This is a genomic window from Lysinibacillus sp. FJAT-14745, assembly GCF_001275675.1.
Classification (GTDB): Bacteria; Bacillota; Bacilli; order Bacillales_A; family Planococcaceae; genus Lysinibacillus.
Map to the genome: position 1 here is coordinate 87,542 of NZ_LITM01000015.1, position 21,292 is coordinate 108,833.

The following is a 21,292-nucleotide window of genomic DNA, read 5'->3' on the forward strand; positions in this document are numbered from 1 at the left end:
CAATTTTGTCAATCACCCATTCCTTTGGTAGAATAGAAGTCTATCTTTAATTTCTAGAGTAAGCAAGTATGAATCTTCTTTAGACAGAAGAAACCCATTTATTACTGTACCTGTATATTTTTCAGAGAATATTCAAATGCTTTTGAATGAAAGTTCAAAGCCCTCAGCGAATGGTATCGTTTTGAAAAAGAGTATGACCAGAAGTTAGTCATTTGTTGTTTTATTTATGCAACTAAAGTTTACTGCCCTGCGTCAAGGGAATAGAAGAGTTCTTAATACATATTAAAGCAACTATTGCAAACTTTTCTTCCGGTAAAATAGATCAAAACGATGATGCTGTGAGGAAATTTTAAAAATTTATTGGGCCTGCCACTAGATATTGTTAGGAAATGCTATTATTATTAGGAAGAGAACATAAATAGAACATGTGTTTGTTTTTTGGAGGGGAAATTTTTTGGCGAATAAACAGTCACCAAGCGTCTATAATGATGACGCCATTCAAGTATTAGAAGGATTAGAAGCGGTACGAAAACGACCCGGCATGTATATCGGTTCTACAGATGGCCGTGGACTTCATCACCTTGTATATGAAATCGTCGATAATGCGGTGGATGAAGCACTGGCTGGCTTTGGTTCTCATATCATTGTCAAGATTCATAAAGATCAAAGTATCAGCGTTCGAGACTTCGGCCGTGGAATGCCAACAGGTATGCATAAAATGGGGAAACCAACTCCAGAGATTATCTTTACGGTTTTACATGCTGGTGGTAAATTCGGACAGGGCGGCTATAAAACAAGCGGTGGCTTACACGGTGTAGGTTCTTCTGTTGTTAATGCTTTATCTACTTTTTTAGAAGTAACGATTCACCGCGACGGTAAAAAGTATCGTCAACGTTTTGAAAACGGTGGCCATCCTGTGACGACATTAGAAGAAATTGGACAAACAAAACAGACAGGAACGCTTGTTCATTTTCTACCTGATGACACGATCTTCTCTGTAACAAAATACAATTATGATACGCTTGCAGAACGTTTACGTGAGTCTGCATTTTTATTAAAAGGCTTAAAAATTGAGTTAATCGATGAACGCGAGGAAGGCAAAGGTGATGTTTTCTTTTATGAGAACGGCATTGAAGCTTTCGTTGCGTATTTGAATGAGGAGAAAGATGTACTTCATCCCGTTAAGTATGTAGAAGGAATTCAAGACGAAATTGAAGTAGAATTCGCCTTCCAATACAACGATGGCTACTCAGAAACAATCCTTTCATTTGTTAACAATGTACGTACACGAGATGGTGGGACACATGAAACAGGTGCCAAGGCAGCGTTAACACGTGTTTTCAATGAATATGCACGAAAAATTGGTCTGTTAAAAGATAAAGATAAAAATCTTGAAGGGACAGACATTCGAGAGGGCTTAGCGGCGATTGTTTCTGTTCGTATACCAGAGCATTTATTACAATTCGAGGGTCAAACGAAGGGTAAGCTCGGGACAAGTGAGGCACGTTCGGCAGTAGATAGTGTTGTCTCAGAGCAAATTTTATATGTGCTTGAGGAAAACGCTGAATTGTCTGCATCTCTTGTGCGTAAAGCTATTCGTGCGCAGCAAGTACGTGAAGCGGCTCGTAAGGCACGTGAAGATGCACGAAACGGCAAGAAGAGTAAAAAAGGCAGTACGATCCTTTCTGGGAAATTAACACCTGCACAATCTCGAAATGCGGCGAAAAACGAGCTGTATTTAGTCGAAGGTGACTCTGCAGGAGGCTCTGCAAAACAAGGACGAGATCGTACATTCCAAGCGATTTTACCATTGCGTGGTAAAGTTATAAATACAGAAAAAGCAAAGCTTCAAGATATTATGAAAAACGAAGAAATTTCAACGATTATCCATGCCATTGGTGCTGGCGTCGGAACAGATTTCTCTGTCGAGGATTCATCGTATGACAAAGTCGTTATTATGACCGATGCTGATACTGACGGAGCGCATATTCAAGTGCTGCTATTAACGTTCTTCTATCGCTATATGCGACCATTGATTGAAGCTGGAAAGGTATTTATCGCATTACCACCGCTTTATAAAGTATCAAGGGGTACTGGTAAAAAAGAAGTTATTGAATATGCTTGGACCGAAAATGATTTACAAAAGGCCATTAAAAAAGTTGGCAAGGGTTACATATTACAGCGCTATAAAGGTCTTGGTGAGATGAATGCCGACCAGCTGTGGGATACGACAATGAACCCTGAAACGCGTACATTAATTCGTGTAACGATTGAGGATGGTGCACGTGCTGAAAGACGTGTGACAACATTAATGGGCGATAAGGTAGAGCCACGCCGTAAATGGATCGAAGCTAATGTAAACTTCGGTATGGAGGATGATTCAAATATTTTAGAAAATGAATTCATCCAACAAGAGGAGGACCAAGCATGAGTAGTACGGAAAAGTTTCAAGATTTACCTTTAGAAGAAGTAATGGGTGACCGCTTTGGTCGCTATAGTAAATATATTATTCAAGACCGCGCGTTGCCTGATGCACGTGACGGTCTTAAGCCTGTACAACGACGTATTTTATTTGCGATGTTTACAGAGGGCAATACGAACGATAAACCATTCCGTAAATCAGCAAAAACTGTCGGTAATGTTATCGGTAACTATCACCCACACGGAGACAGCTCAGTATATGAAGCAATGGTGCGCATGAGTCAAGATTGGAAGGCGCGTCATATGCTCATTGAAATGCATGGGAATAATGGTTCTGTTGATGGTGATCCACCGGCAGCGATGCGTTATACAGAGGCTAGACTTTCTGCTATCGCAGCGGAAATGCTACGCGATATTGGCAAGAAAACCGTTGAATTTGTACCAAACTTTGATGATCAGGATATGGAGCCAACTGTTTTACCAGCCCGTTTCCCGAACCTACTAGTTAACGGCTCAACGGGTATTTCGGCCGGCTATGCGACAGACATCCCTCCTCACGCACTTGATGAGGTGCTAGACGGTGTTCTTATGCGCTTAGATAACCCAAATACGACTGTTGATGAATTAATGACCGTTATTAAAGGGCCGGATTTCCCAACAGGTGGTATTATTCAAGGTGTCGATGGCATTAAAAAGGCGTACGAAACAGGACGCGGTAAAATCATTGTGCGTGCTCAAGCAGTCGTTGAACCAATTAAAGGCGGCAAAGAGCAAATCGTTATTACGGAATTACCGTATGATGTCAATAAAGCAAATCTTGTGAAGAAAATTGATGAGCAACGTGTGGATAAACGACTTGAAGGAATTGCGGAAATTCGTGATGAATCGGATCGTACCGGCCTACGTGTTGTCATTGAACTGAAAAAAGACATTCCTGGACAAGGAATTTTAAATTACTTGTTCAAAACAACTGATTTACAAGTAGCTTATAATTTTAATATGATTGCGATCCATAATCGTCGTCCGACAATGATGACATTGCCATTGTTACTGGATTCTTATATTGCCCATCAAAAGGAAGTCGTGACGAACCGCTCCATTTATGATTTACAAAAGGCTAAAGATCGTTCACATATTGTTGAAGGCTTGATCAAGGCGCTGTCCATTTTAGATGAAGTCATTGCAACGATTCGTTCTTCTAATGATAAACGAGATGCGAAAACGAATTTACAGGTGAAGTTTGACTTTACAGAAGTGCAATCCGAGGCGATCGTTAGCTTGCAATTATACCGTTTAACAAATACAGATATTACAGAGCTTCGCAATGAACAAGATGAATTAAATAAACTGATCGCCAAGCTTGAAGGTATTCTTAATAGTGAAGCAAAACTTGTACGTGTCATTAAACAAGAATTACTCGACATTAAAAAGCGCTTTGCAGAGCCACGTCGTTCAAAAATCGAACAAGAAATTGAAGAAATCAAAATTACGTTAGATGTCCTTGTGCCAAGTGAAGAGGTCGTAGTGACTGTCACAAAGGATGGCTATATTAAGCGTACATCTACACGTTCACATGCAGCTTCGAATGGTCAGGATTTTGCGATGAAGGATTCCGATTATTTGTTATATGAAGCAAACTTAAATACGCAGCACCATCTATTACTGTTCACAAATCGAGGCAATTATATTTATCAGCCTGTCCATGAACTACCTGATATTCGTTGGAAGGATCTTGGTCAGCATATTTCAAGTATTGTGCCGACCGGGGAAGATGAATCTATTATTGCTGTATACGGTTTTGAAACATTCGAACAGGCCAATACGTATATTTTAACGGCTACGAAAGATGGACAAATTAAACGCTCACCTGTAGCAGATTATGCTGTAACACGCTACTCGAAGCCGATCAAAACGATGAATGTTAAGTCAGGCGATGAAATGATTTTTGCGGATATCGTGACGGACGAGGTAGAACTAATGTTAACGACAGATACTGCCTATGCAATTCGTTTCCCAATGGAGGAATTACCAGTAACAGGTGTGAAAACAGGCGGCGTCAAAGGAATTACGCTGAAAGACGGAGAAGCATTAGTCGGCATCAATGTTTTACCGCCAAATGACACGGCCTATGTTGCGATTGTGACGCAGCGCGGTGCGGTGAAGAAAATGAATGTTGCCGAAGTAGAGATGACGAGTCGTGCAAAACGCGGCTTAAAAGTGTTAACAGAATTAAAAGCGAACCCACATCGTATCGTGGCTGTAGTCAAGGTCACTGATGGGGAACAACTAACAATCGAAACGGAAAAAGGTGTGCAAGAGATCCTTGATGTACAAGCTTTAACTCGAGCAGATCGCCATTCTAATGGCTCCTTTAAAGTGGATATAGCTACAGACGGTGCCATTTCACATGTCTTCGCAGTCAAAAAAGTAGAGAAATAAAACTGATTTTCTAGCCCATGCTCTTTTTGAGAGCTGGGCTTTTTTTAAAAGCTGTATTCATATGGATAAGAAAATTCCAAAGTGTAGCTACAAAATACCTTGATAATTATCTCTATTGGTTTTGTTGGTTAGAAATAGATAAACATTTAGCAAATGAAATACAAGTAGAACAAATGCTTATTTCTGCTTGCCAAAATCAAAATAATACAACCGTTCAAATGCTTAGAATAGCCTAATAAGGGGGCGACAATGTGCGTGAATTGCTTATAGAGATAGATATGTTTAGAAATTGGACTAGAACAACAGATTTATCTTTTGGTGAATGGGAGACTGAATATCTCCATTGGGACAGAATATATTATTATGTAAATAAGCTAATAGAAGGTACTCCTATTGAACAATGGAGTTCAAACCTTCTAAATGAATTTTTGTATATTTTAGCGAGAGACAATGAATGTGAAATCATCATAGGAAATTTGATAGCCAATCCAAAACAACTATTATCCATTGCCAAATACGCGGTTTCCTTTCCAGACCACGATGCAAGGTGGCAAATAGCTTATGGACTTGGAGAGATAGATGAGGATAACGAAGAAATACAAATGCTCATTAATCAATTTTTACTTGATGAAATTGAATATGTTAGAAAAAGAGCTTTAATCGCCTATGAGAAAAAATGGTTTTAATAAATCCTTTAAAAGCAACAAAGTTTACGAAAACATCGGTTTAAAAATATGAAGGTAGCTTTATAAATTTATTCTTTAATCTAATTCTCCTTAGTACTTAATTTGAGGTAAAAAATGAAAATCGAATCTTATGTTACAGTAAATGTCAAAAATTTAGAATTTGCAGTGATAAGTACTTACTATCAGGGGACAATGGGTTTATGTTAGTTTGTTTAATCGGCAATTTTGGGAGATACCCGGTGGTCACAGAGAATCAGGAGAAAAGAATGATGAGACTGCAAAAAGAAAGGTGTTTGAAGAAACACTTGCATTTATAATAGACTATTGAGATTTGTACTAAAAAAATAAGGATGGGGATCCATATTGCTCTGGTTCCCCCTGGTTTTCTATGTTAACATCAAAATTTAACACAGCCTTATTAAAAGAGCTTTACCGAACTTAAAAAATAACAATAAAGCCGTTTAATATTCTAAGTAATTAGATTTTTTCCAAACAACCCTTTAAGAAGAAACAGGTACTTTTCTTGCATTCTTTTCACTAACATTTGAGTATAGCGATTTTGTTAATATGTAGTACAAAAATGTACCCGTTAATCCTAGAATAAGCAGCAACCCGCTCATATATATAGGTCGAATCCACTGTCCGATGATGATCAATAACGAAGCTACAATCATTGCTCCGTAAGTAGTTAAACTATTAAAAGCCATATAGGTACTACGAGCGTTAGATGGGGCAAGTTCTCCTATCATCGCCTGCTTAATAGGAACAAACATAAGCTCACCAATTGTTCCAATAAACATGGCAATAAAAAGAAACAATACGCTATTTGAAGAAGCGAAAATACTAAAACATATAGTAAAGATCAACATTCCTGTAACAAGAGTCCAGCGCTCACTGCATTTTTTAAATACGAATAATACAACACTTGATAAGAGAACTACAAGAATCGTATTCTCTGTTCGGAGAAAACCGAGCATTTTTGTACCATCTACGATGAAATCAATTCCAAACAATGAAGCTGACTGCTGGGGTATATCTTTTTCAAGACGAATCCCAATATAGTTGGATAAAGACTGTTCCAAGGTGAAAATCAAGATTGCTCCTAAAATATAAAACATAAACAGCTTATCTTTTAAAACAGTTGAATAGGTTTGAAACATCTCTATTGATGAAAACTTTTTCTTATGATGGGAAGACTTAGGTGAAGGTTCTGGTAAATAGGTTTCTGAGATGAAGAATATAGTCACGAATACAGATAATAAAGAAATCAGTGAGATCCCAATAAATAGCTCAAATAAGTAGTTTTTAAAAAGAAATGCGCCAATGATTCCTCCAATTGCAGTTGATAAATTCCCCAACCAATAGCTAATTGTAAATACGAGCTTTCTCGATTCGGAATTAGTAACATCAATAATCATCGCTTGTGCGGCTGGCTGAAACATTCCTCCACAAAACATATTGATGATGAAGAATGCTGCAGAAATATAAGGAAGGTTAAACCAAGGTGAATTACAAAATGCTATAAACAGATACGAAAGCAATAGTCCAAGTTCAGCATAAATCATTATTTTTTTTCTCCCTATTTTATCGGAAACATGCCCTCCGATAAAACCTCCAATGACTCCACTAATCACAATTAGTATAAGAATAATACCCGTTCTAGTAGCTCCGATATTCTGTGTAAAATAGATTGCCAGAAAAGGTATAACAGCCATGGAAATAAGGCTGCCTAAAAATTGCATGGCTAGGCGAAGTTTGATGTTAGGATGGATATCCCTCAATTTCATATAAATCACTCCTCGTATATTAAGTAAGAACTTTTTCCGATAGAATTCCAGGTGTTCCGGAAAGCAGGGGAACTCTGTTGAATTTTCTATAGGAAGTGGTCACTTTGACACTTTTTAATGTTTTACTTGTTTGCCCTTGCTCAGCCGGGGAAGACAAAAAGGAAATCATTTTTCATCTTTATCAAAATATTGTCTACAGATGCCGCACTGTTATTTGAGTTACCTAATTTTATATGATAAGGGTAAAGGAAGGAGATTGTTTATTTATGAGAAATAGGTCCAAATAATCTTAGAGCTTGTTTCGTTATATCCTTCCAAATCAAGTTTGTATATTCATCAATAAACGTTAAACGCATTCCGTTTAAGATGGATAAGTATGACTCAGCAATTAATGAAGGTGATTCTTCATAAAAGTAACCGAGCCTTTGCCCTGCTTCAATAACTGGATAAATACAGACTTTAAATGATTTTACAAACTCATCAAGCTCTTTATATAGCTTTGGAAATCGTTCAGGTCTTGCAAGAACCTGCTGAATTAGACGTAGGAATTCACTTCTCCTTGCAAAAAGTTGCACATGATAATCTATCATTTCCTTAATTACTTCAAGAGGCTCACCTTTAAAGTGTTCTTCTATTTCAGTAAAATATGGTTTGATTTCCTCCAAGGGCTCCAATATTGCCGATTCATAAAGCTCTTCTTTTGAATTAAAATACGTAAATACGGTGCCAAAACTTACTCCTGCTTCCTTTGCAATGTCGGCCACTTTGGTCTCTGCAAAGCCATTCTCACTGTATAATTTAATTGCAGCATTTAGAATTGTAGATCTTTTTCTTTTCTTTTTTTCATCATTAGTAAGTCTAGGTTCCATTTAGATTCTCCGTTCATAAATGATTGATTAATCAATCAAATCATATTGTAATTTGTTTCCATTGTCAATATGATGAAGGAATTTTTTTGTGTTTTTACCTAGCTCTTCTAGAGGTGATATTTATAAAGGAAAGGACATTGCGGTTATCAACAAAAGGAATTCAAGGAAGGAATGAAGCTTCAAAATTATATTTGCAGTGCTTAAAGTAAACAGAGCCTTGTCATTTACGGATAGGTATGGGTATAATAATCACGAAAAGTTCATATGGAAAGAATGTAGGGGGGCTGGTGTTGCCAGCTGAGATTGTGTCCGATAGACGCTGACTCTTTGAACCTGATTTGGCTCGTACCAGCGTAGGGAACATCTATTCAAAAAGTGAAAGCTTTTGATATTGATTACAAAACGTCTGGGAGGAATCCTAGGCGTTTTTTATGTTTGCAGACTTTTTTGCATGCACACTTTGGTGTAGACAAATCGTGAATACGCTATCTTTTGGTAAACAACACATTCATTATGAACACTTTCACACTACTTACTTGGAGGATTCAGCATGAAAAAATGGTTATTGATCCTGATGGCTGCGCTTTTAACTTTAGTGGGATGTAGCGAAAAAGAGACTAAAAAGGATGCAAAAGGATTAACAAAAGTATCAGTCGTTCTTGATTGGACACCGAACACAAATCATACAGGATTATATGTAGCCAAAAAACTTGGCTATTTTAAGGAACAGGGCTTAGATGTTGATATTTTATTACCTGGTGAAACGGGTGCCGATCAGCTTGTGGCGTCTGGGAAGGCTCAGTTTGGCGTCAGCTATCAGGAAGGGATTACACAGGCACGTGTACAGGGTGTACCTTTAGTATCGATTGCAGCGATTATTCAACATAATACTTCTGGCTTCGCATCCATTGCATCAAAAGGCATTACGTCTCCTAAGGATTTTGAAGGTAAAACATACGGTGGCTGGGGTGCACCACTTGAAAAGGCTGTACTACAATCGCTAATGCAAACAAAAAATGCAGATATTGATAAGTTAGATATTGTCAATGCAGGCGATGTAGATTTCTTCACAATGATGAAAAAAGATATTGATTTTGCGTGGATTTATTATGCGTGGACAGGTATTGAAGCAGAACTGCGTGGCGAAAAACTGAACATGCTATATTTAACAGATTATAGTGATCAGTTAGATTATTACACACCTGTACTTGCTACAAATGAAAAAATGATTAAGGATGATCCTGAGACAGTAAAAGCATTTGTCGCTGCTGCAGCAAAGGGCTATGAATATGCGATAAATCATCCAAAAGAGGCAGCCGATATTTTACTAGAAGCGGTACCTGATTTAGATAAAAACCTTGTGCATAAAAGTCAGGAATGGCTAGCAAATAAGTATCAAGACGACGCTGCGCAATGGGGCGAGCAAAAGCTAGCTGTCTGGGAAAACTACGCGAAATGGATGGCCAGCAACAAAGTTTTAGAGGGTGAATTTAACGCAAAACAAGCATTTACAAACGACTTTTTACCGAAAAAGGAGACAAAGTAGTATGGCAAACTCATTAATAAGTGTACAAATTATCCCGAAAACTGAAAAATATGAAGATGTGATCCCATTTGTTGATGCAGCGATTGCGGTTATCGACGCATCAGGGGTGAAATATGAAGTTCATCCATTAGAAACGACGATGGAGGGCGAGCTATCGACTTTGCTACAAATCATTGAAAAAATGAATGAGAAAATGGTTGAGCTTGGCGCTATCAATGTCATTACGCAAGTAAAAATTTTATATCAGCCATCCGGTATTACGATGGATACGCTAACAGAGAAATATAAGTGATGAGGCAGGCTTTCAAGCAAGGAAGGACGATAATTTTTATCGCCTTCCTCTTATTCATATGGGAACTAATTGTCCGTTTTGCAGACGTGCCACATTGGCTATTGCCTACACCAAGTGCCATTTTGAAAGAAGGCTTTCAATCGTATGAGACGTTTGTGCCACATGCTTTAGCGACTGTTCAATTAGCACTACTTGGCCTAGCCATAGGGATATTGTGTGGACTAACGGTTGCTGTGTTATTACATCGTTTTACGTTTGTACGGGAGCTATTTTATCCTATTCTCATCATGTCGCAGAATGTCCCTGTGCTCGTCCTAGCACCGTTATTAATCATTTGGTTTGGCTTTGGTTTAATGCCAAAGCTCATTATTATTTGTCTTGTGTGCTTTTTCCCCATCGTTATTTCGGCAATGGATGGCTTCCGTCAAACCTCACCTGAGCTAAAGTATTATTTTGAGATGATAGGTGCAACGAAAGCACAAACCTTTTGGAAGCTTGAATGGCCCTATGCGTACCCGGCGATTTTTTCAGGCATTAAGATTGCGGCAACCTATAGTGTAATGGGGGCTGTCATTGCGGAATGGCTAGGGGCGAAAAAGGGGATTGGTGTCTATATGACATTGGCCCAATCTTCATTTCGAACGGATCGTGTGTTTGTAGCGATTTTTGCCATTGTATTTTTAAGTTTACTATTATTTAGTGCTATTCGTTTAGTAGAAAAACTTGTTGTGAAGGGGAGAGGACACCATGCTAAGCATTCAAAACATTGATAAATCGTTTGATGCTCTTCCGGTTATTCGCAATTTATCTTTTGAGGTGAAGGACGGGGAATTTGTTGCGATTATCGGTCCGTCAGGTAGTGGAAAAAGTACACTCTTTCAATTAATTGGTGGTGTTTCTACTATTGATAAAGGAGCTATTTTATTAAATGGTACAGATATCCAACGAACAAGAGGAATGATTGGCTATATGCCTCAGCAGCCATGCTTATTACCATGGCGGACGATAGTTGAAAACGTCACGATTGTTGAGGAGCTTCATGGAAAACCAAATGTCAAAGTTGCGAAGGAATGGTTAAACAAAGTGGGGCTCGCAGCGTTTGAACATGCGTATCCCAATGAACTGTCGGGTGGTATGCAACAGCGGGTATCGTTTATTCGCGCAATTGTCAGCAATAAGCCCATATTATGCTTAGATGAGCCGTTTTCTGCACTTGATGAGTTTACAAGACTGGAAATGCAGGCGTGGCTTTTATCGTTATGGGAAAAAGATCGAAAATCTATACTGTTCGTTACACATAGTATCGAGGAAGCTCTCTATTTAGCTGATCGTATCATCGTACTCACGAAACGGCCTGCAACGATTAAAAAAGAAATTATCGTACCTTTTGCAAGGCCACGACAAGAAGAAATTCGCCATTCAGCTACTTTTACGGCATTGAAGCAACAGCTATTCACGTATTTAAAAGAAGAAAAGGGTGAGGCGAATGTTGATTGATGCACATATTCATTTAGATCAGTATAAGGAAAACGATATATCAACTTTGCTAGAGGAAGCGGAACATGTAATTGCCGTTAGCATGAATCTTCCATCGTGTGAAAAGACGTTGCAACTTTCGAAAGCCTATGCAAAAGTAAAAGCAGCGTTTGGCTTTCATCCCGAACAACCGTTACCAAGTGATGCGGAGGCAGATGCTTTATTCGATTGGATACGCCAACACGCTCATGAAATGGTAGCGGTTGGCGAAGTAGGGTTGCCTTATTATTTGAGACAGGAGAGGGCGATTGATGATCGTCCGTATGTGGCATTGTTAGAACGGTTTATTGTATTAGCAAAGGAATTAAATAAACCGATTGTGTTACATGCTGTTTATGAGGATGCGACGATTGTTTGTGATTTACTAGAAAAACATCGTATAACGCAAGCGCATTTTCATTGGTTTAAAGGTGATACGGAAGTGATTGAACGGATGATTTCTAATGGGTATTTCATTTCTGTGACGCCTGATTGTACGTATGAGACTGAGATTCAACAGCTTATTAAAAAATATCCAATCGAGCTGATGATGGTAGAAACAGATGGACCATGGCCGTTTGAAGGTCAATTTGGCAATAAACGAACATCTCCTTGGATGATGGATCATTCTATAGAGGTTATCGCTTCGATAAAGGGGCTTACAACACAGGAAGCGGCACGCATTATCACGAGAAATACGACAACATTTTATAATTTATAGCAAAAAACACAGCTGTTCTTTTAAAGAGCGGTTGTGTTTTTGTTATGTACGAGAATCGCTGATAAAGCACCGATCATCGCTGATAAGAGTACGAGAATCGCTGATAAAACCTCGAACATCGCTGATAAAAATATTAGAATCACTAAAATGTTCGTGAAGCTATCTCATTATAAATAAAACACAACCACTAATCATCCTCAGCGTGGTTGTGTTTTCTATGCTTTGTGAAATTTTGTTCAATGCTCTCTTTTTTAGTTTTCGTTACACGCTCATGTGTACTGAAAGGGGAGGATTGACGATTTTTTTCAACGTCCTTCCCTTTAGTGCGCTTTACATGCATGCGTTTCTTTTTTGCCTTTGATTGAGTCATGTTATCTTACCCCCAATAGTCATTTGTAAATATCGTACCGAATACGGAAGAAAAAGTAAAACCTCGTAAGTGTTAACTTACGAGGCAGTTGTCCTATTATTAGTGAGATACATCCTGTACAGAAATACCTGTGTTTGCTTTAACATCCACTTCACGATATTTCTTTTCATCTGTTTCTTTAGAAAGTAATGTTCCAATGAAACCTCCAAGGAAGCCAAGTGGTACAGAAATTATTGCTGGGTTCGTTAATGAAATTAATGGATTCCCAACGAAAATTGCTTTTCCTTCAACTGGATTCCACAGGTTTGGTGAAACTGCAACAAGAATTAAAGCAGAGATTAAACCTGTTAACATTGCTGTAATAGCACCAGCTGTATTAAAGCGTTTCCAGTAGATTGTATAGATGATTACAGGTAGGTTAGCTGAACCTGCAATACAGAATGCAAGTGATACTAAGAACGCTACATTTAATGTTTGTGCACCAAGTGCTAAAAGGATTGAAATAATAGCGATTGTGATTGAACCAATACGAGCTGCAAGTACTTGCTCTTTCTCTGTAACTTTACCCTTTTTAATGATTTGACCGTAAATATCATGAGATAGGGCAGATGCGCCAGAAAGTACAAGACCAGCTACTACTGCTAAGATTGTTGCGAAAGCTACCGCACATACGAATGAGAATAGAATGTCCCCGCCAAGCGCATTCGCAAGAAGTGGAGCAGCCATGTTACCAGCAGCGTTTGCAGCAACAATCTCTTCTTTACCAACGAATTTAGCTGCACCGAAGCCTAAGAAGATTGTAAGAATGTAGAAGATACCTACAATCCAAGTAGCCCAAATAACTGAAGAACGAGCAGTTTTCGCATCTTTTACTGTAAAGAAGCGCATTAGGATATGTGGAAGACCAGCTGTACCTAATACTAAAGCGATTAACATTGAAATTGTATCAATACCATTTTGATATTTAAGACCTGGATTCAAATATGCTGCACCGCTATCAGTAGCAGTTTCCATTTCTTTAAACATCGTTGTAATGCTAAAGCCAAACTCTTTTAATACTAAGAATGAAATAATGACAGTACCTAACATTAAAAGACAGGCTTTAATAATTTGAACCCAAGATGTTGCAGTCATACCGCCGAATAATACGTAAGTTGTCATCATAACACCTACGATTAAAACGGCAACCCAATAGTCGATCCCTAAAAGTAATTGAATAAGTGCTCCTGCACCAACTAGTTGTGCAATCATGTAGAATAAAACAATTGTAATAGTGCTTAAAGCTGCTGTACCACGAACTTTAGAGCTATCAAAACGCGCTGTGATCATGTCAGCTAATGTAAATTTACCAAGATTACGTAATGGCTCAGCAACGATGTATAGAACCACTAAATAAGCTACTAAATAACCGATAGAAAAGAAGAATCCATCAAATCCAAATAATGCAACTGCTCCGGCGATCCCTAAGAAAGATGCTGCTGATAAGTAGTCACCAGCGATGGCTAGTCCATTTTGCCAACCTGTTAATCCGCCGCCTGCAGTATAGAAATCACTTGCAGAAGAAGTTCGTTTAGATGCCCACCATGTAATAACTAATGTTAAACCAACAATGGCTACAAAGAAGAATATGGCTGTAAAACTCATCCCGTTACTCATCGGCGGCCACCTCCGTTCTCGTATTCAGCGATAATTGCTTTTGCCTCTTTATCAAATCTATTCGCTTTTGCTACATATAAGTGACAAAAGCTCCAAGTCATGATGAATAGCCCTGCTGCATATACCCACACCCAAGTAATTTCCCCAATTGCCTTTTGGTGTAGTACTTTCGTGAACGAAGTAAGAATTGGTAGCAACATGTAAGCTGCTAAGAAGATTGCAGTCATTGACCAAAGAAATGAATTCTTTCTTCGCACAAGTGCTTTAAATGATTCTTGATTTGCAATTGCATCATAGTCAATTACGACGCCCTTGTTTGCTTGATTGTTCCCCATTAACATTCCCCATTTTGTATTATTTTTACTGCTTAAAGACTTAATTTTGCTAGTTTAGTGAATTCACATCTTCATTTTATGAGAGAGTTCACAAAATTGCAATACATTTCAGAAAAATTATGAAAAAATAATTTTCGCTAAAATAGTCTTTAAAGAGAATATACAATACAAATCCTAGAATTTAAAGGGTTTTAGAAAATTCAGATATATTATTGGTGTTAGGTCAATTCTAGATTTCCGAGCGAAAAACAAGGTTAGAATTTGAAAAAATTATTGTTTTTTTTATAAAAAATATTCACTATTTACTCAGTGAAAATTGGTTTTTTATTTAGGGAATAATATTGTTCAATAAGTAAATTGGTAAATTTTCTGTAATAAAAATCAAAAAAACTCGATAGAAAATCGAGTTTTTTGACTTGATATTTTTATTAATGTGAATAGTAAAATTGATAGATATATTTTCAATAATTTGGATTCTAGAACCGGTGAATTAATGTGAAATATCAGAAACAGAAATACCTGTGTTTGCTTTAACGCGAATTTCCTTATAAATACGATCCGCTTCTTCCTGTGGTACTTTGTTAGAAGATAGAACAGTGCCTAAATAACCTGCGATAAAGCCAAGTGGAATCGTAATAATCGCTGGAACTGCTAAAGGTACGATAGGATTGCCAACAAAGATTGCTGCACCTTCAACGGGACTCCATACATTTGGCCCCATTGCACCTAAAACTAAACATGATACTAACCCAGTTACCATCGCTGTAATAGCACCTGTTGAATTGAATTTCTTCCAGTAAATTGTGTAAAGAATAACTGGTAAGTTTGCTGAAGCACCGATACAAAATGCGAAGGATACTAAGAACGATACATTCAAGTTTTGCGCAAATAACGCTAGGATAATGGAAACAATGGCAATAGAAATAGAGCCAGTACGAGCCGCTACAACTTGTTGCTTTTCTGTTAATTTACCACCTTTAATAATCTCACCATAAATATCATGTGAAATAGCAGAAGCACCTGTTAAAACTAAGCCAGAAACAACGGCTAAGATGGTTGCGAATGCTACTGCACCGATAAATGCCATTAACACATCACCACCCAAGAAATTAGCAAGAAGTGGGGCAGCAGTGTTGCCTGCTTTACTTTCAGCAAGAATTTTATCGATACCTACAAAGTTTAATGCGCCAAAACCTAAGAAAATAGTTAATGAGAAGAAAATAGCTGTAATCCAAGTTGTCCATGAAATAGAAGAACGAGCAGTTTTGGCATCTTTCACTGTAAAGAAACGCATTAAAATATGTGGTAACCCAGATGTCCCTAAAACAAGCGCCATCATCATCGAAACAGAGTCAATTGTACTTGTATATTTCATCCCTGGTACAAGGAATTTCTCACCATGATCCGTAGCAATCGTATCAAACATTTTCATAAGAGAGAAATCGAATTTCATTAATACTAATGTAGCTAATACGCCTGTCCCGAATAAAAGAAGGCTAGCTTTAATAATTTGCACCCAAGAAGTAGCTGTCATTCCACCGAATAATACATAAGTAGTCATCATAACACCTACGATTAACACCGCAATCCAGTACTCAATACCAAATAATAGTTTAATAAGGGCCCCTGCACCTACTAATTGTGCAATCATATAAAGGATTACGATGATAATTGTTCCTGACGCAGCAACTCCACGAATACGTTTTTCATTAAAACGGGCAGTTAGCATATCAGCTAAAGTATAACGACCTAAGTTACGCATAGGCTCTGCAATTACATAAAGAAGAACTAAGTTAGCTACTACATAGCCTACAGAGAAGAAGAAACCATCAAAACCAGTTAACGCAATTGCACCGGACACTCCAAGAAATGCGGCTGCAGATAAATAGTCACCAGCAATCGCAAAGCCGTTTTGCCAACCTTTAAGACCACCGCCAGCCGTATAGAAGTCAGCTGCAGAAGACGTACGCTTCGCTGCGATAAATGTTACTACAAGTGTTAAACTAACGATTGCTAAAAAGAAACCAACGGATACTAAGTTCATTTATTTTCCACCTTTCTCGTAATACTCTGCTAACACTGCAGCAGCAGCTTTATCGAATGAAGAAGCTTTTTTCACATAAACTGTACAAAGAACGATTGTCATAATGAATAATCCAGCTGAATAAACCCAAACACCCGTAATATTTCCGAAGAATTTTTGTTGTAGTACAGGTTGGAAAGCAAGGATTGGTAGCAAAATATAAAGTGTTAAAAAAATTGCAGTAATCGAGAAAAGGAAGGTATTTTTCTTTTTCACGAACTTGTTGAACGATTCCATAGCTTCAATTGCATTATAATCAACTGATTCTATATTTTTGCTCCCAGAAATGTTTGCCATTATTATTCCCCCTAAAGTGTTATATTTCTGTTTTAAACGACATATTTCTTTTTCATTTGTCGTTATATTCACTTATTTTATGGGGAAGATTCTTATAATGCAATACTAAATTTTGAGTTTTTGTAATTTTTAATCACTTTAAGAATATGGAAACAACATAGAAATAATAAGGATTTAATAGAAATAATCAGTATGAAAGAGAATGGAAATATCTATAAGAATAATATTCTTGAAATAGTTTAATGATAATAATTTTGAATGTAGGAGAAAATTTGAACACGAAAGAGAATTTTTGGGAAATTATTATTGTGTCATCAAATGCTGAAGGATCCAAATTAGCAAAAAAACTTTGTTATATAACAATTGTGTGATCTCTTGGGAAATAACCGAAATAGTAAAAAACAGCTTCAAAAAAATTTAAAAAAAAGTGTGAATTACCTGGAATATACAGGATATTAATATACCAAAATCGTACAATATACATTGAATTGACATAAAAAAATGAAAGGATAAGCTCATATCTTGTATTAAATAACTATAATTTATACAATAAACATGATGGTAATTTGAAGGGAAGTGAGCAAATAAATGAAAAAGAACAGTGTCATGCTCGTTTTGATACTAACATTAAGTAGCATACTTACTGCTTGCGGAAGTTATAAATTTGAACCAGAAATGAACATAGAAGTTCAGGATTTTTCGGTTACAAACCAAAATAACAAACCAGTTAGCCTGAATGATTTAAAAGGCAAGCCATGGTTAGCGATGTTCATCTTTACTAACTGTAATTCTATTTGTCCACCAATGACCCATAACATGACAGAGGTGCAAAAGGCACTTCAGGATAAAGGCGTGGAAGACTATCAAATTGTAGCTTTTAGTGTTGATCCTGAAGTGGATAAGCCAGAAGTTTTAACGAATTATTTAAAAACGTATTCAGTGCCCGATGCAAGCAAATGGCAGCTATTAACTGGCTATGATCAAAAGTATATTGTACAGTTTGCAAGGAAATCGTTTAATTCGTTAGTAATGAATGATCCGAATTCTGACCAAGTCACACATATGGCAAGTTATTACTTAGTGAATGCTGATGGTGTGGTTGTGAAGGACTATAACGGTACTACAGATGTACCAGTTGAGACGATTGTGGCAGATATGAAGGCTTTAACTAAATAAAAAAAATAACTCAGGGGTTCGATGGAACTTCTGAGTTATTTTTTAGCCACCTCATATCATCTAATGAGGTGGCCACTAATTTAAGATTGAACTATACGATCATTTACAAATGCCTGTATAAAAAATAATTCATTATCATTAGGGTCTCTTTTATTTTCTAACTTAAAACATTCAATAGCATTTTCTAGTGAGGTAGATTTTACAGCTCGACTTGTGGTTGTTAACTCTTCCCAATAGATATTCATTTCATCAGAATCACAGTGTTAAATGATAATAAAGTTGTTGAATATGCAATAAAGTCCTTTAAAAAATATTAAAGTTGTTTAAAGTTTCTTTGTTCAACTCTCATAAAAGAGCGTAATCATCTTCCATTTTCTGTGGTGTAGTGTTAATTTTACGCGACATGGGTGGCTATCGGGGTAGGTTAACTTAATCTTGACAGATACCTTTAAGAATGATATATAATTCTTAACCGCATAATTAACCTCATAGGACGGGGGCAGTTTTCACCATTTTGGTGTTAGTAGTCAATCAGTGGTGACACTGATAATCAGTGGTGACGCTGATTCAAACTGGGATTTAGGCCTATGTATGCTTTTGCATACATTCGGCCTTTTTTATTTGTAATTTAAATACATGGAATTGATAAGAAGGGTGTGGTAATGGATATTAATTTGAATAGGTGAGTACGAAACAAGAAAAAGGCAGGGAATCAAATTGTTAACAACTATCATTTCATCCATTGTCGCATTTGCTTCTACAAACGTAGATGATATCTTTGTTATGATGGCTTTATTTTCACAAATTAGGGCTACTAAAGTTGAGGAAAGAGGAGAAGCAGTTGCACTTGCTTCTGGGAGCATAAACAAACGGCATATTATAATCGGCCAGTATCTTGGCTTTGGTTCGCTTGTAGCACTAAGCATAATTGGTGCACTAAGCTCATTTCTAATCCCAGTGCCTTGGATTGGGTTATTGGGTCTAGTTCCAATTTATCTGGGTATAAAGGGGTTATTGAAACTTCGAAATGCTGAGTCAGACAATGATAATAAAAATTTTTCTGCAGCTGGTTCAGTATTCGCAGTAACTGCAATTACCTTTGCGAATGGTGGAGATAACATTGCTATTTATATACCGATTTTTGCTGGCCAGTCCCTTAGTGAGAATTTCATAACTTTAATTGTATTCTTCGTTATGTTAGCTGTGTGGATTTTCCTAGGTTACAAACTTGTTAAAGTTCCAGTTATAGCAAATGTTTTGGAGAAATACGGAAATGTAGCAGTGCCAATTGTTTTAATTGGACTTGGAACATTTATCCTTTACCATAGTGGTAGTTTTGGATTGCTTCCACTTAATTGATAATAAGCACACTCAACTAACGTGTGCTTTAGTTTAACAAGAATTAAACAACTTTATTATTCATTTTTTGGTGTTAACACATTTATATGTCGAGAAATCAAGCACCTTTAAAGAGCCTTTCTAAAGTCAAATTGTAGAAAGGCTCTTATATTTTTATATTGAAATCACACACTAATCCTAATGTTGGTCGTTCTCTATCATCTTGATTGGATAAATAATAAATAGTATCACTTAATTTATTTAACATGTTATTTCTCCTCTACTTTAAATATTCATTCTATGAAAGAGAGAAAATCTACATGTGTATAAAATAATTTGAGATTTTCTCATTTTTATTTTTTTACCATCGGACGTGTACCTCCTTTATTAATAAGGAAACGTATACCATATCGCGAATATAATAAACTGTTTTTTATGAAAATTATAATAATCTCATTCGTGTATGATCGTTAAATGGATTGAAGAAAAGCAAACCGCTTCGCTTGACGTAACTAATCACAATTGGAGTGGCTTTTTATATATATGATTTACAGAAAGGACAGTTTGTACAAGTAAAATGCTTTTGGGGTTTTAGGTATAGGTGGTGGGGAAAAACCATCATCATCTCGGGACTTACCATTATTGACATAATAATTTTATTATGTCTACTAATATTCATTATAAATCGCAGGGTATAAATGTATATTTTACCAAACGTGTATATATTTTATTCTGCCGGCTTATATATTATTAGAAAGATGTAACTGCTCTCGATTGATTCTGGACAAAATGATAGCGAAACATAACGACATCAATCGCGTCGGAAACATCTTGAAGCCGTGAGAAAGGGAAGGTCCATTATGTTCAGTACGGATGAAACTGCTACAGAAAACGGTCGTTTGAAACGCTTTTAAATTGCCATGATCAACGGCTTCTTGATAAAGCGTATCGACAAAAATGAAGGCAAATAAACAGTAACTCTAAAATATACGACAATCGTTGTTTATTTTAGAGTTACTTGACGTTGACCAAAACTATATGAAGGGATGGAATAAATGAAAAAGTTGATCGAATTTATAAACGTAACGAAAGAATACCAAATAGGAGAAGTCCCTATTAAGGCTCTTAATGGTGTTGATTTTTCCATAAATGAGGGGGAATTTGTCGTTGTTTTAGGGGCAAGTGGTGCCGGTAAAAGTACGATTTTGAATATACTTGGTGGTATGGATACGGCTACCTCAGGTCAAGTGTTTGTTGGGAATCAAGAAATAACAAGATTGAACGAAAAAATGTTAACAGACTATCGTGGTGAGAAAGTTGGCTTTGTCTTTCAATTTTATAATTTAATTCCGAATTTAAACGCTCTCGAAAATGTTGAATTTGCTACTGAAGTATGTAAAAACCATCTGGAGGCTAAAGACATTTTACATAAAGTCGGATTAACGAATCGTATGAAAAATTTCCCTTCTCAGCTCTCTGGAGGAGAACAACAAAGAGTTGCTATAGCTAGAGCGGTTGCGAAAAATCCCTTACTTTTACTTTGTGATGAACCAACCGGCGCTTTGGATTATGTAACTGGCAAGTCTGTATTAAAGCTTCTGCAAGATTTAAACAGGGAAACGAAGAAATGCGTTGTTTTGGTCACTCATAATTCAGCCATTGCTCCTATGGCTGACAAAATTATTAAAGTTAAAAGTGGAATGATAGAAAGCGTTACGATCAATGATGAAAAACAAAGTGTTGAAGGGATTGAGTGGTAAG

General features: G+C 37.0%; 19 protein-coding genes, 1 pseudogene and 1 riboswitch. Of the genes and pseudogenes, 13 read left to right on the plus strand and 7 right to left on the minus strand.

The window, feature by feature from the left end:
• The first annotated feature begins 454 nt into the window (after positions 1-454).
• The 5 genes and pseudogenes from parE to AMS59_RS27065 all read left to right on the plus strand — a co-directional run bounded on the left by parE (position 455) and on the right by AMS59_RS27065 (position 5,874).
• Entirely contained in the window at positions 455-2,431 is a 1,977-nt protein-coding gene (gene parE / locus AMS59_RS20375) for a DNA topoisomerase IV subunit B (protein ID WP_053485549.1), read from the plus strand.
• Positions 2,428-4,860, plus strand: a complete 2,433-nt coding sequence (gene parC / locus AMS59_RS20380) for a DNA topoisomerase IV subunit A (protein WP_053485550.1) — start codon at positions 2,428-2,430, stop codon at positions 4,858-4,860. Before parE ends, parC begins: the two co-directional genes overlap by 4 nt.
• Before the next feature lie 62 nt (positions 4,861-4,922).
• A pseudogene (locus AMS59_RS26455) lies at positions 4,923-5,096 on the plus strand (IS1595 family transposase); the annotation flags it as partial.
• A 15-nt stretch (positions 5,097-5,111) separates the two neighbouring features.
• The gene (locus AMS59_RS20390) at positions 5,112-5,546 is read left to right on the plus strand and encodes a HEAT repeat domain-containing protein (protein ID WP_053485552.1); all 435 of its coding nucleotides are present in this window, start codon (positions 5,112-5,114) and stop codon (positions 5,544-5,546) included.
• A gap of 208 nt (positions 5,547-5,754) precedes the next feature.
• Entirely contained in the window at positions 5,755-5,874 is a 120-nt protein-coding gene (locus AMS59_RS27065; protein WP_199777806.1) for an NUDIX domain-containing protein, read from the plus strand.
• Positions 5,875-6,046: 172 nt separating this feature from the next.
• On the opposite strand, the gene AMS59_RS20395 is transcribed toward AMS59_RS27065, so the two are convergent.
• Positions 6,047-7,333 (minus strand): MFS transporter, encoded by a 1,287-nt coding sequence (locus AMS59_RS20395; protein WP_053485553.1) that lies wholly within the window; start codon positions 7,331-7,333, stop codon positions 6,047-6,049.
• A gap of 260 nt (positions 7,334-7,593) precedes the next feature.
• The gene (locus tag AMS59_RS20400) at positions 7,594-8,202 is read right to left on the minus strand and encodes a TetR/AcrR family transcriptional regulator (protein WP_053485554.1); all 609 of its coding nucleotides are present in this window, start codon (positions 8,200-8,202) and stop codon (positions 7,594-7,596) included.
• 267 nt (positions 8,203-8,469) lie between these two features.
• Positions 8,470-8,579: riboswitch (TPP riboswitch) on the plus strand.
• 173 nt (positions 8,580-8,752) lie between these two features.
• On the opposite strand from AMS59_RS20400, the gene AMS59_RS20405 reads away from it, so the two are divergent.
• The 5 genes from AMS59_RS20405 to AMS59_RS20425 are packed head-to-tail and all read left to right on the plus strand — an operon-like array spanning position 8,753 to position 12,276.
• Positions 8,753-9,748, plus strand: coding sequence for an ABC transporter substrate-binding protein (locus AMS59_RS20405; protein ID WP_053485555.1), 996 nt, complete (start codon positions 8,753-8,755; stop codon positions 9,746-9,748).
• Between the two features lies 1 nt (position 9,749).
• Complete coding sequence (locus AMS59_RS20410) at positions 9,750-10,040, plus strand: thiamine-binding protein (protein WP_053485556.1); 291 nt, start codon at positions 9,750-9,752, stop codon at positions 10,038-10,040.
• Positions 10,040-10,810 (plus strand): ABC transporter permease, encoded by a 771-nt coding sequence (locus AMS59_RS20415; RefSeq protein ID WP_053485557.1) that lies wholly within the window; start codon positions 10,040-10,042, stop codon positions 10,808-10,810. The genes AMS59_RS20410 and AMS59_RS20415 overlap by 1 nt, the downstream gene beginning before the upstream one ends.
• Positions 10,788-11,537, plus strand: coding sequence for an ABC transporter ATP-binding protein (locus AMS59_RS20420; RefSeq protein WP_053485558.1), 750 nt, complete (start codon positions 10,788-10,790; stop codon positions 11,535-11,537). The genes AMS59_RS20415 and AMS59_RS20420 overlap by 23 nt, the downstream gene beginning before the upstream one ends.
• Positions 11,527-12,276 carry a TatD family hydrolase gene (locus AMS59_RS20425; RefSeq protein ID WP_053485559.1) on the plus strand — a complete coding sequence of 250 codons (750 nt, stop codon included), beginning with the start codon at positions 11,527-11,529 and terminating at the stop codon, positions 12,274-12,276. The genes AMS59_RS20420 and AMS59_RS20425 overlap by 11 nt, the downstream gene beginning before the upstream one ends.
• A gap of 187 nt (positions 12,277-12,463) precedes the next feature.
• Here AMS59_RS20425 and AMS59_RS20430 read toward each other — a convergent pair whose 3' ends face one another.
• The 5 genes from AMS59_RS20430 to AMS59_RS20450 form a co-directional block, all read right to left on the minus strand.
• Positions 12,464-12,646, minus strand: a complete 183-nt coding sequence (locus AMS59_RS20430; protein ID WP_053485560.1) for a hypothetical protein — start codon at positions 12,644-12,646, stop codon at positions 12,464-12,466.
• Positions 12,647-12,745: 99 nt separating this feature from the next.
• Positions 12,746-14,290 carry a cation acetate symporter gene (locus AMS59_RS20435; RefSeq protein WP_053485708.1) on the minus strand — a complete coding sequence of 515 codons (1,545 nt, stop codon included), beginning with the start codon at positions 14,288-14,290 and terminating at the stop codon, positions 12,746-12,748.
• 8 nt (positions 14,291-14,298) lie between these two features.
• Entirely contained in the window at positions 14,299-14,637 is a 339-nt protein-coding gene (locus tag AMS59_RS20440; RefSeq protein ID WP_053485561.1) for a DUF485 domain-containing protein, read from the minus strand.
• Between the two features lie 490 nt (positions 14,638-15,127).
• Positions 15,128-16,681 carry a cation acetate symporter gene (locus AMS59_RS20445; RefSeq protein WP_053485562.1) on the minus strand — a complete coding sequence of 518 codons (1,554 nt, stop codon included), beginning with the start codon at positions 16,679-16,681 and terminating at the stop codon, positions 15,128-15,130.
• A complete protein-coding gene (locus tag AMS59_RS20450) occupies positions 16,682-17,017 on the minus strand; it encodes a DUF485 domain-containing protein (protein WP_053485563.1) in 336 nt (111 codons plus the stop codon).
• A gap of 588 nt (positions 17,018-17,605) precedes the next feature.
• Between AMS59_RS20450 and AMS59_RS20455 the strand changes: the two genes are divergently transcribed.
• The 3 genes from AMS59_RS20455 (at position 17,606) to AMS59_RS20465 (ending at position 21,291) form a co-directional block, all read left to right on the plus strand.
• The gene (locus tag AMS59_RS20455) at positions 17,606-18,193 is read left to right on the plus strand and encodes an SCO family protein (protein WP_053485564.1); all 588 of its coding nucleotides are present in this window, start codon (positions 17,606-17,608) and stop codon (positions 18,191-18,193) included.
• Between the two features lie 717 nt (positions 18,194-18,910).
• Complete coding sequence (locus AMS59_RS20460) at positions 18,911-19,552, plus strand: cadmium resistance transporter (RefSeq protein ID WP_053485565.1); 642 nt, start codon at positions 18,911-18,913, stop codon at positions 19,550-19,552.
• Positions 19,553-20,586: 1,034 nt separating this feature from the next.
• Positions 20,587-21,291: an ABC transporter ATP-binding protein gene (locus AMS59_RS20465; protein ID WP_053485566.1), complete on the plus strand. Its 705-nt coding sequence runs from the start codon at positions 20,587-20,589 to the stop codon at positions 21,289-21,291.
• Position 21,292 lies beyond the last annotated feature (1 nt).

What these genes read in the sequence shown, in the direction of transcription:
- AMS59_RS20465 (WP_053485566.1), top strand. Translation starts at nt 20,587, where the DNA reads ATGAAAAAGTTGATCGAATTTATAAACGTAACGAAAGAATACCAAATA.
- AMS59_RS20455 (WP_053485564.1), top strand. Translation starts at nt 17,606, where the DNA reads ATGAAAAAGAACAGTGTCATGCTCGTTTTGATACTAACATTAAGTAGC.
- AMS59_RS20435 (WP_053485708.1), bottom strand. Translation starts at nt 14,290, where the DNA reads ATGAGTTTTACAGCCATATTCTTCTTTGTAGCCATTGTTGGTTTAACA.
- AMS59_RS20410 (WP_053485556.1), top strand. Translation starts at nt 9,750, where the DNA reads ATGGCAAACTCATTAATAAGTGTACAAATTATCCCGAAAACTGAAAAA.
- AMS59_RS20450 (WP_053485563.1), bottom strand. Translation starts at nt 17,017, where the DNA reads ATGGCAAACATTTCTGGGAGCAAAAATATAGAATCAGTTGATTATAAT.
- AMS59_RS20445 (WP_053485562.1), bottom strand. Translation starts at nt 16,681, where the DNA reads ATGAACTTAGTATCCGTTGGTTTCTTTTTAGCAATCGTTAGTTTAACA.
- AMS59_RS20405 (WP_053485555.1), top strand. Translation starts at nt 8,753, where the DNA reads ATGAAAAAATGGTTATTGATCCTGATGGCTGCGCTTTTAACTTTAGTG.
- AMS59_RS20440 (WP_053485561.1), bottom strand. Translation starts at nt 14,637, where the DNA reads ATGGGGAACAATCAAGCAAACAAGGGCGTCGTAATTGACTATGATGCA.
- AMS59_RS20420 (WP_053485558.1), top strand. Translation starts at nt 10,788, where the DNA reads ATGCTAAGCATTCAAAACATTGATAAATCGTTTGATGCTCTTCCGGTT.
- AMS59_RS20395 (WP_053485553.1), bottom strand. Translation starts at nt 7,333, where the DNA reads ATGAAATTGAGGGATATCCATCCTAACATCAAACTTCGCCTAGCCATG.
- AMS59_RS20425 (WP_053485559.1), top strand. Translation starts at nt 11,527, where the DNA reads ATGTTGATTGATGCACATATTCATTTAGATCAGTATAAGGAAAACGAT.
- parC (WP_053485550.1), top strand. Translation starts at nt 2,428, where the DNA reads ATGAGTAGTACGGAAAAGTTTCAAGATTTACCTTTAGAAGAAGTAATG.
- AMS59_RS20430 (WP_053485560.1), bottom strand. Translation starts at nt 12,646, where the DNA reads ATGACTCAATCAAAGGCAAAAAAGAAACGCATGCATGTAAAGCGCACT.
- AMS59_RS20400 (WP_053485554.1), bottom strand. Translation starts at nt 8,202, where the DNA reads ATGGAACCTAGACTTACTAATGATGAAAAAAAGAAAAGAAAAAGATCT.
- AMS59_RS20415 (WP_053485557.1), top strand. Translation starts at nt 10,040, where the DNA reads ATGAGGCAGGCTTTCAAGCAAGGAAGGACGATAATTTTTATCGCCTTC.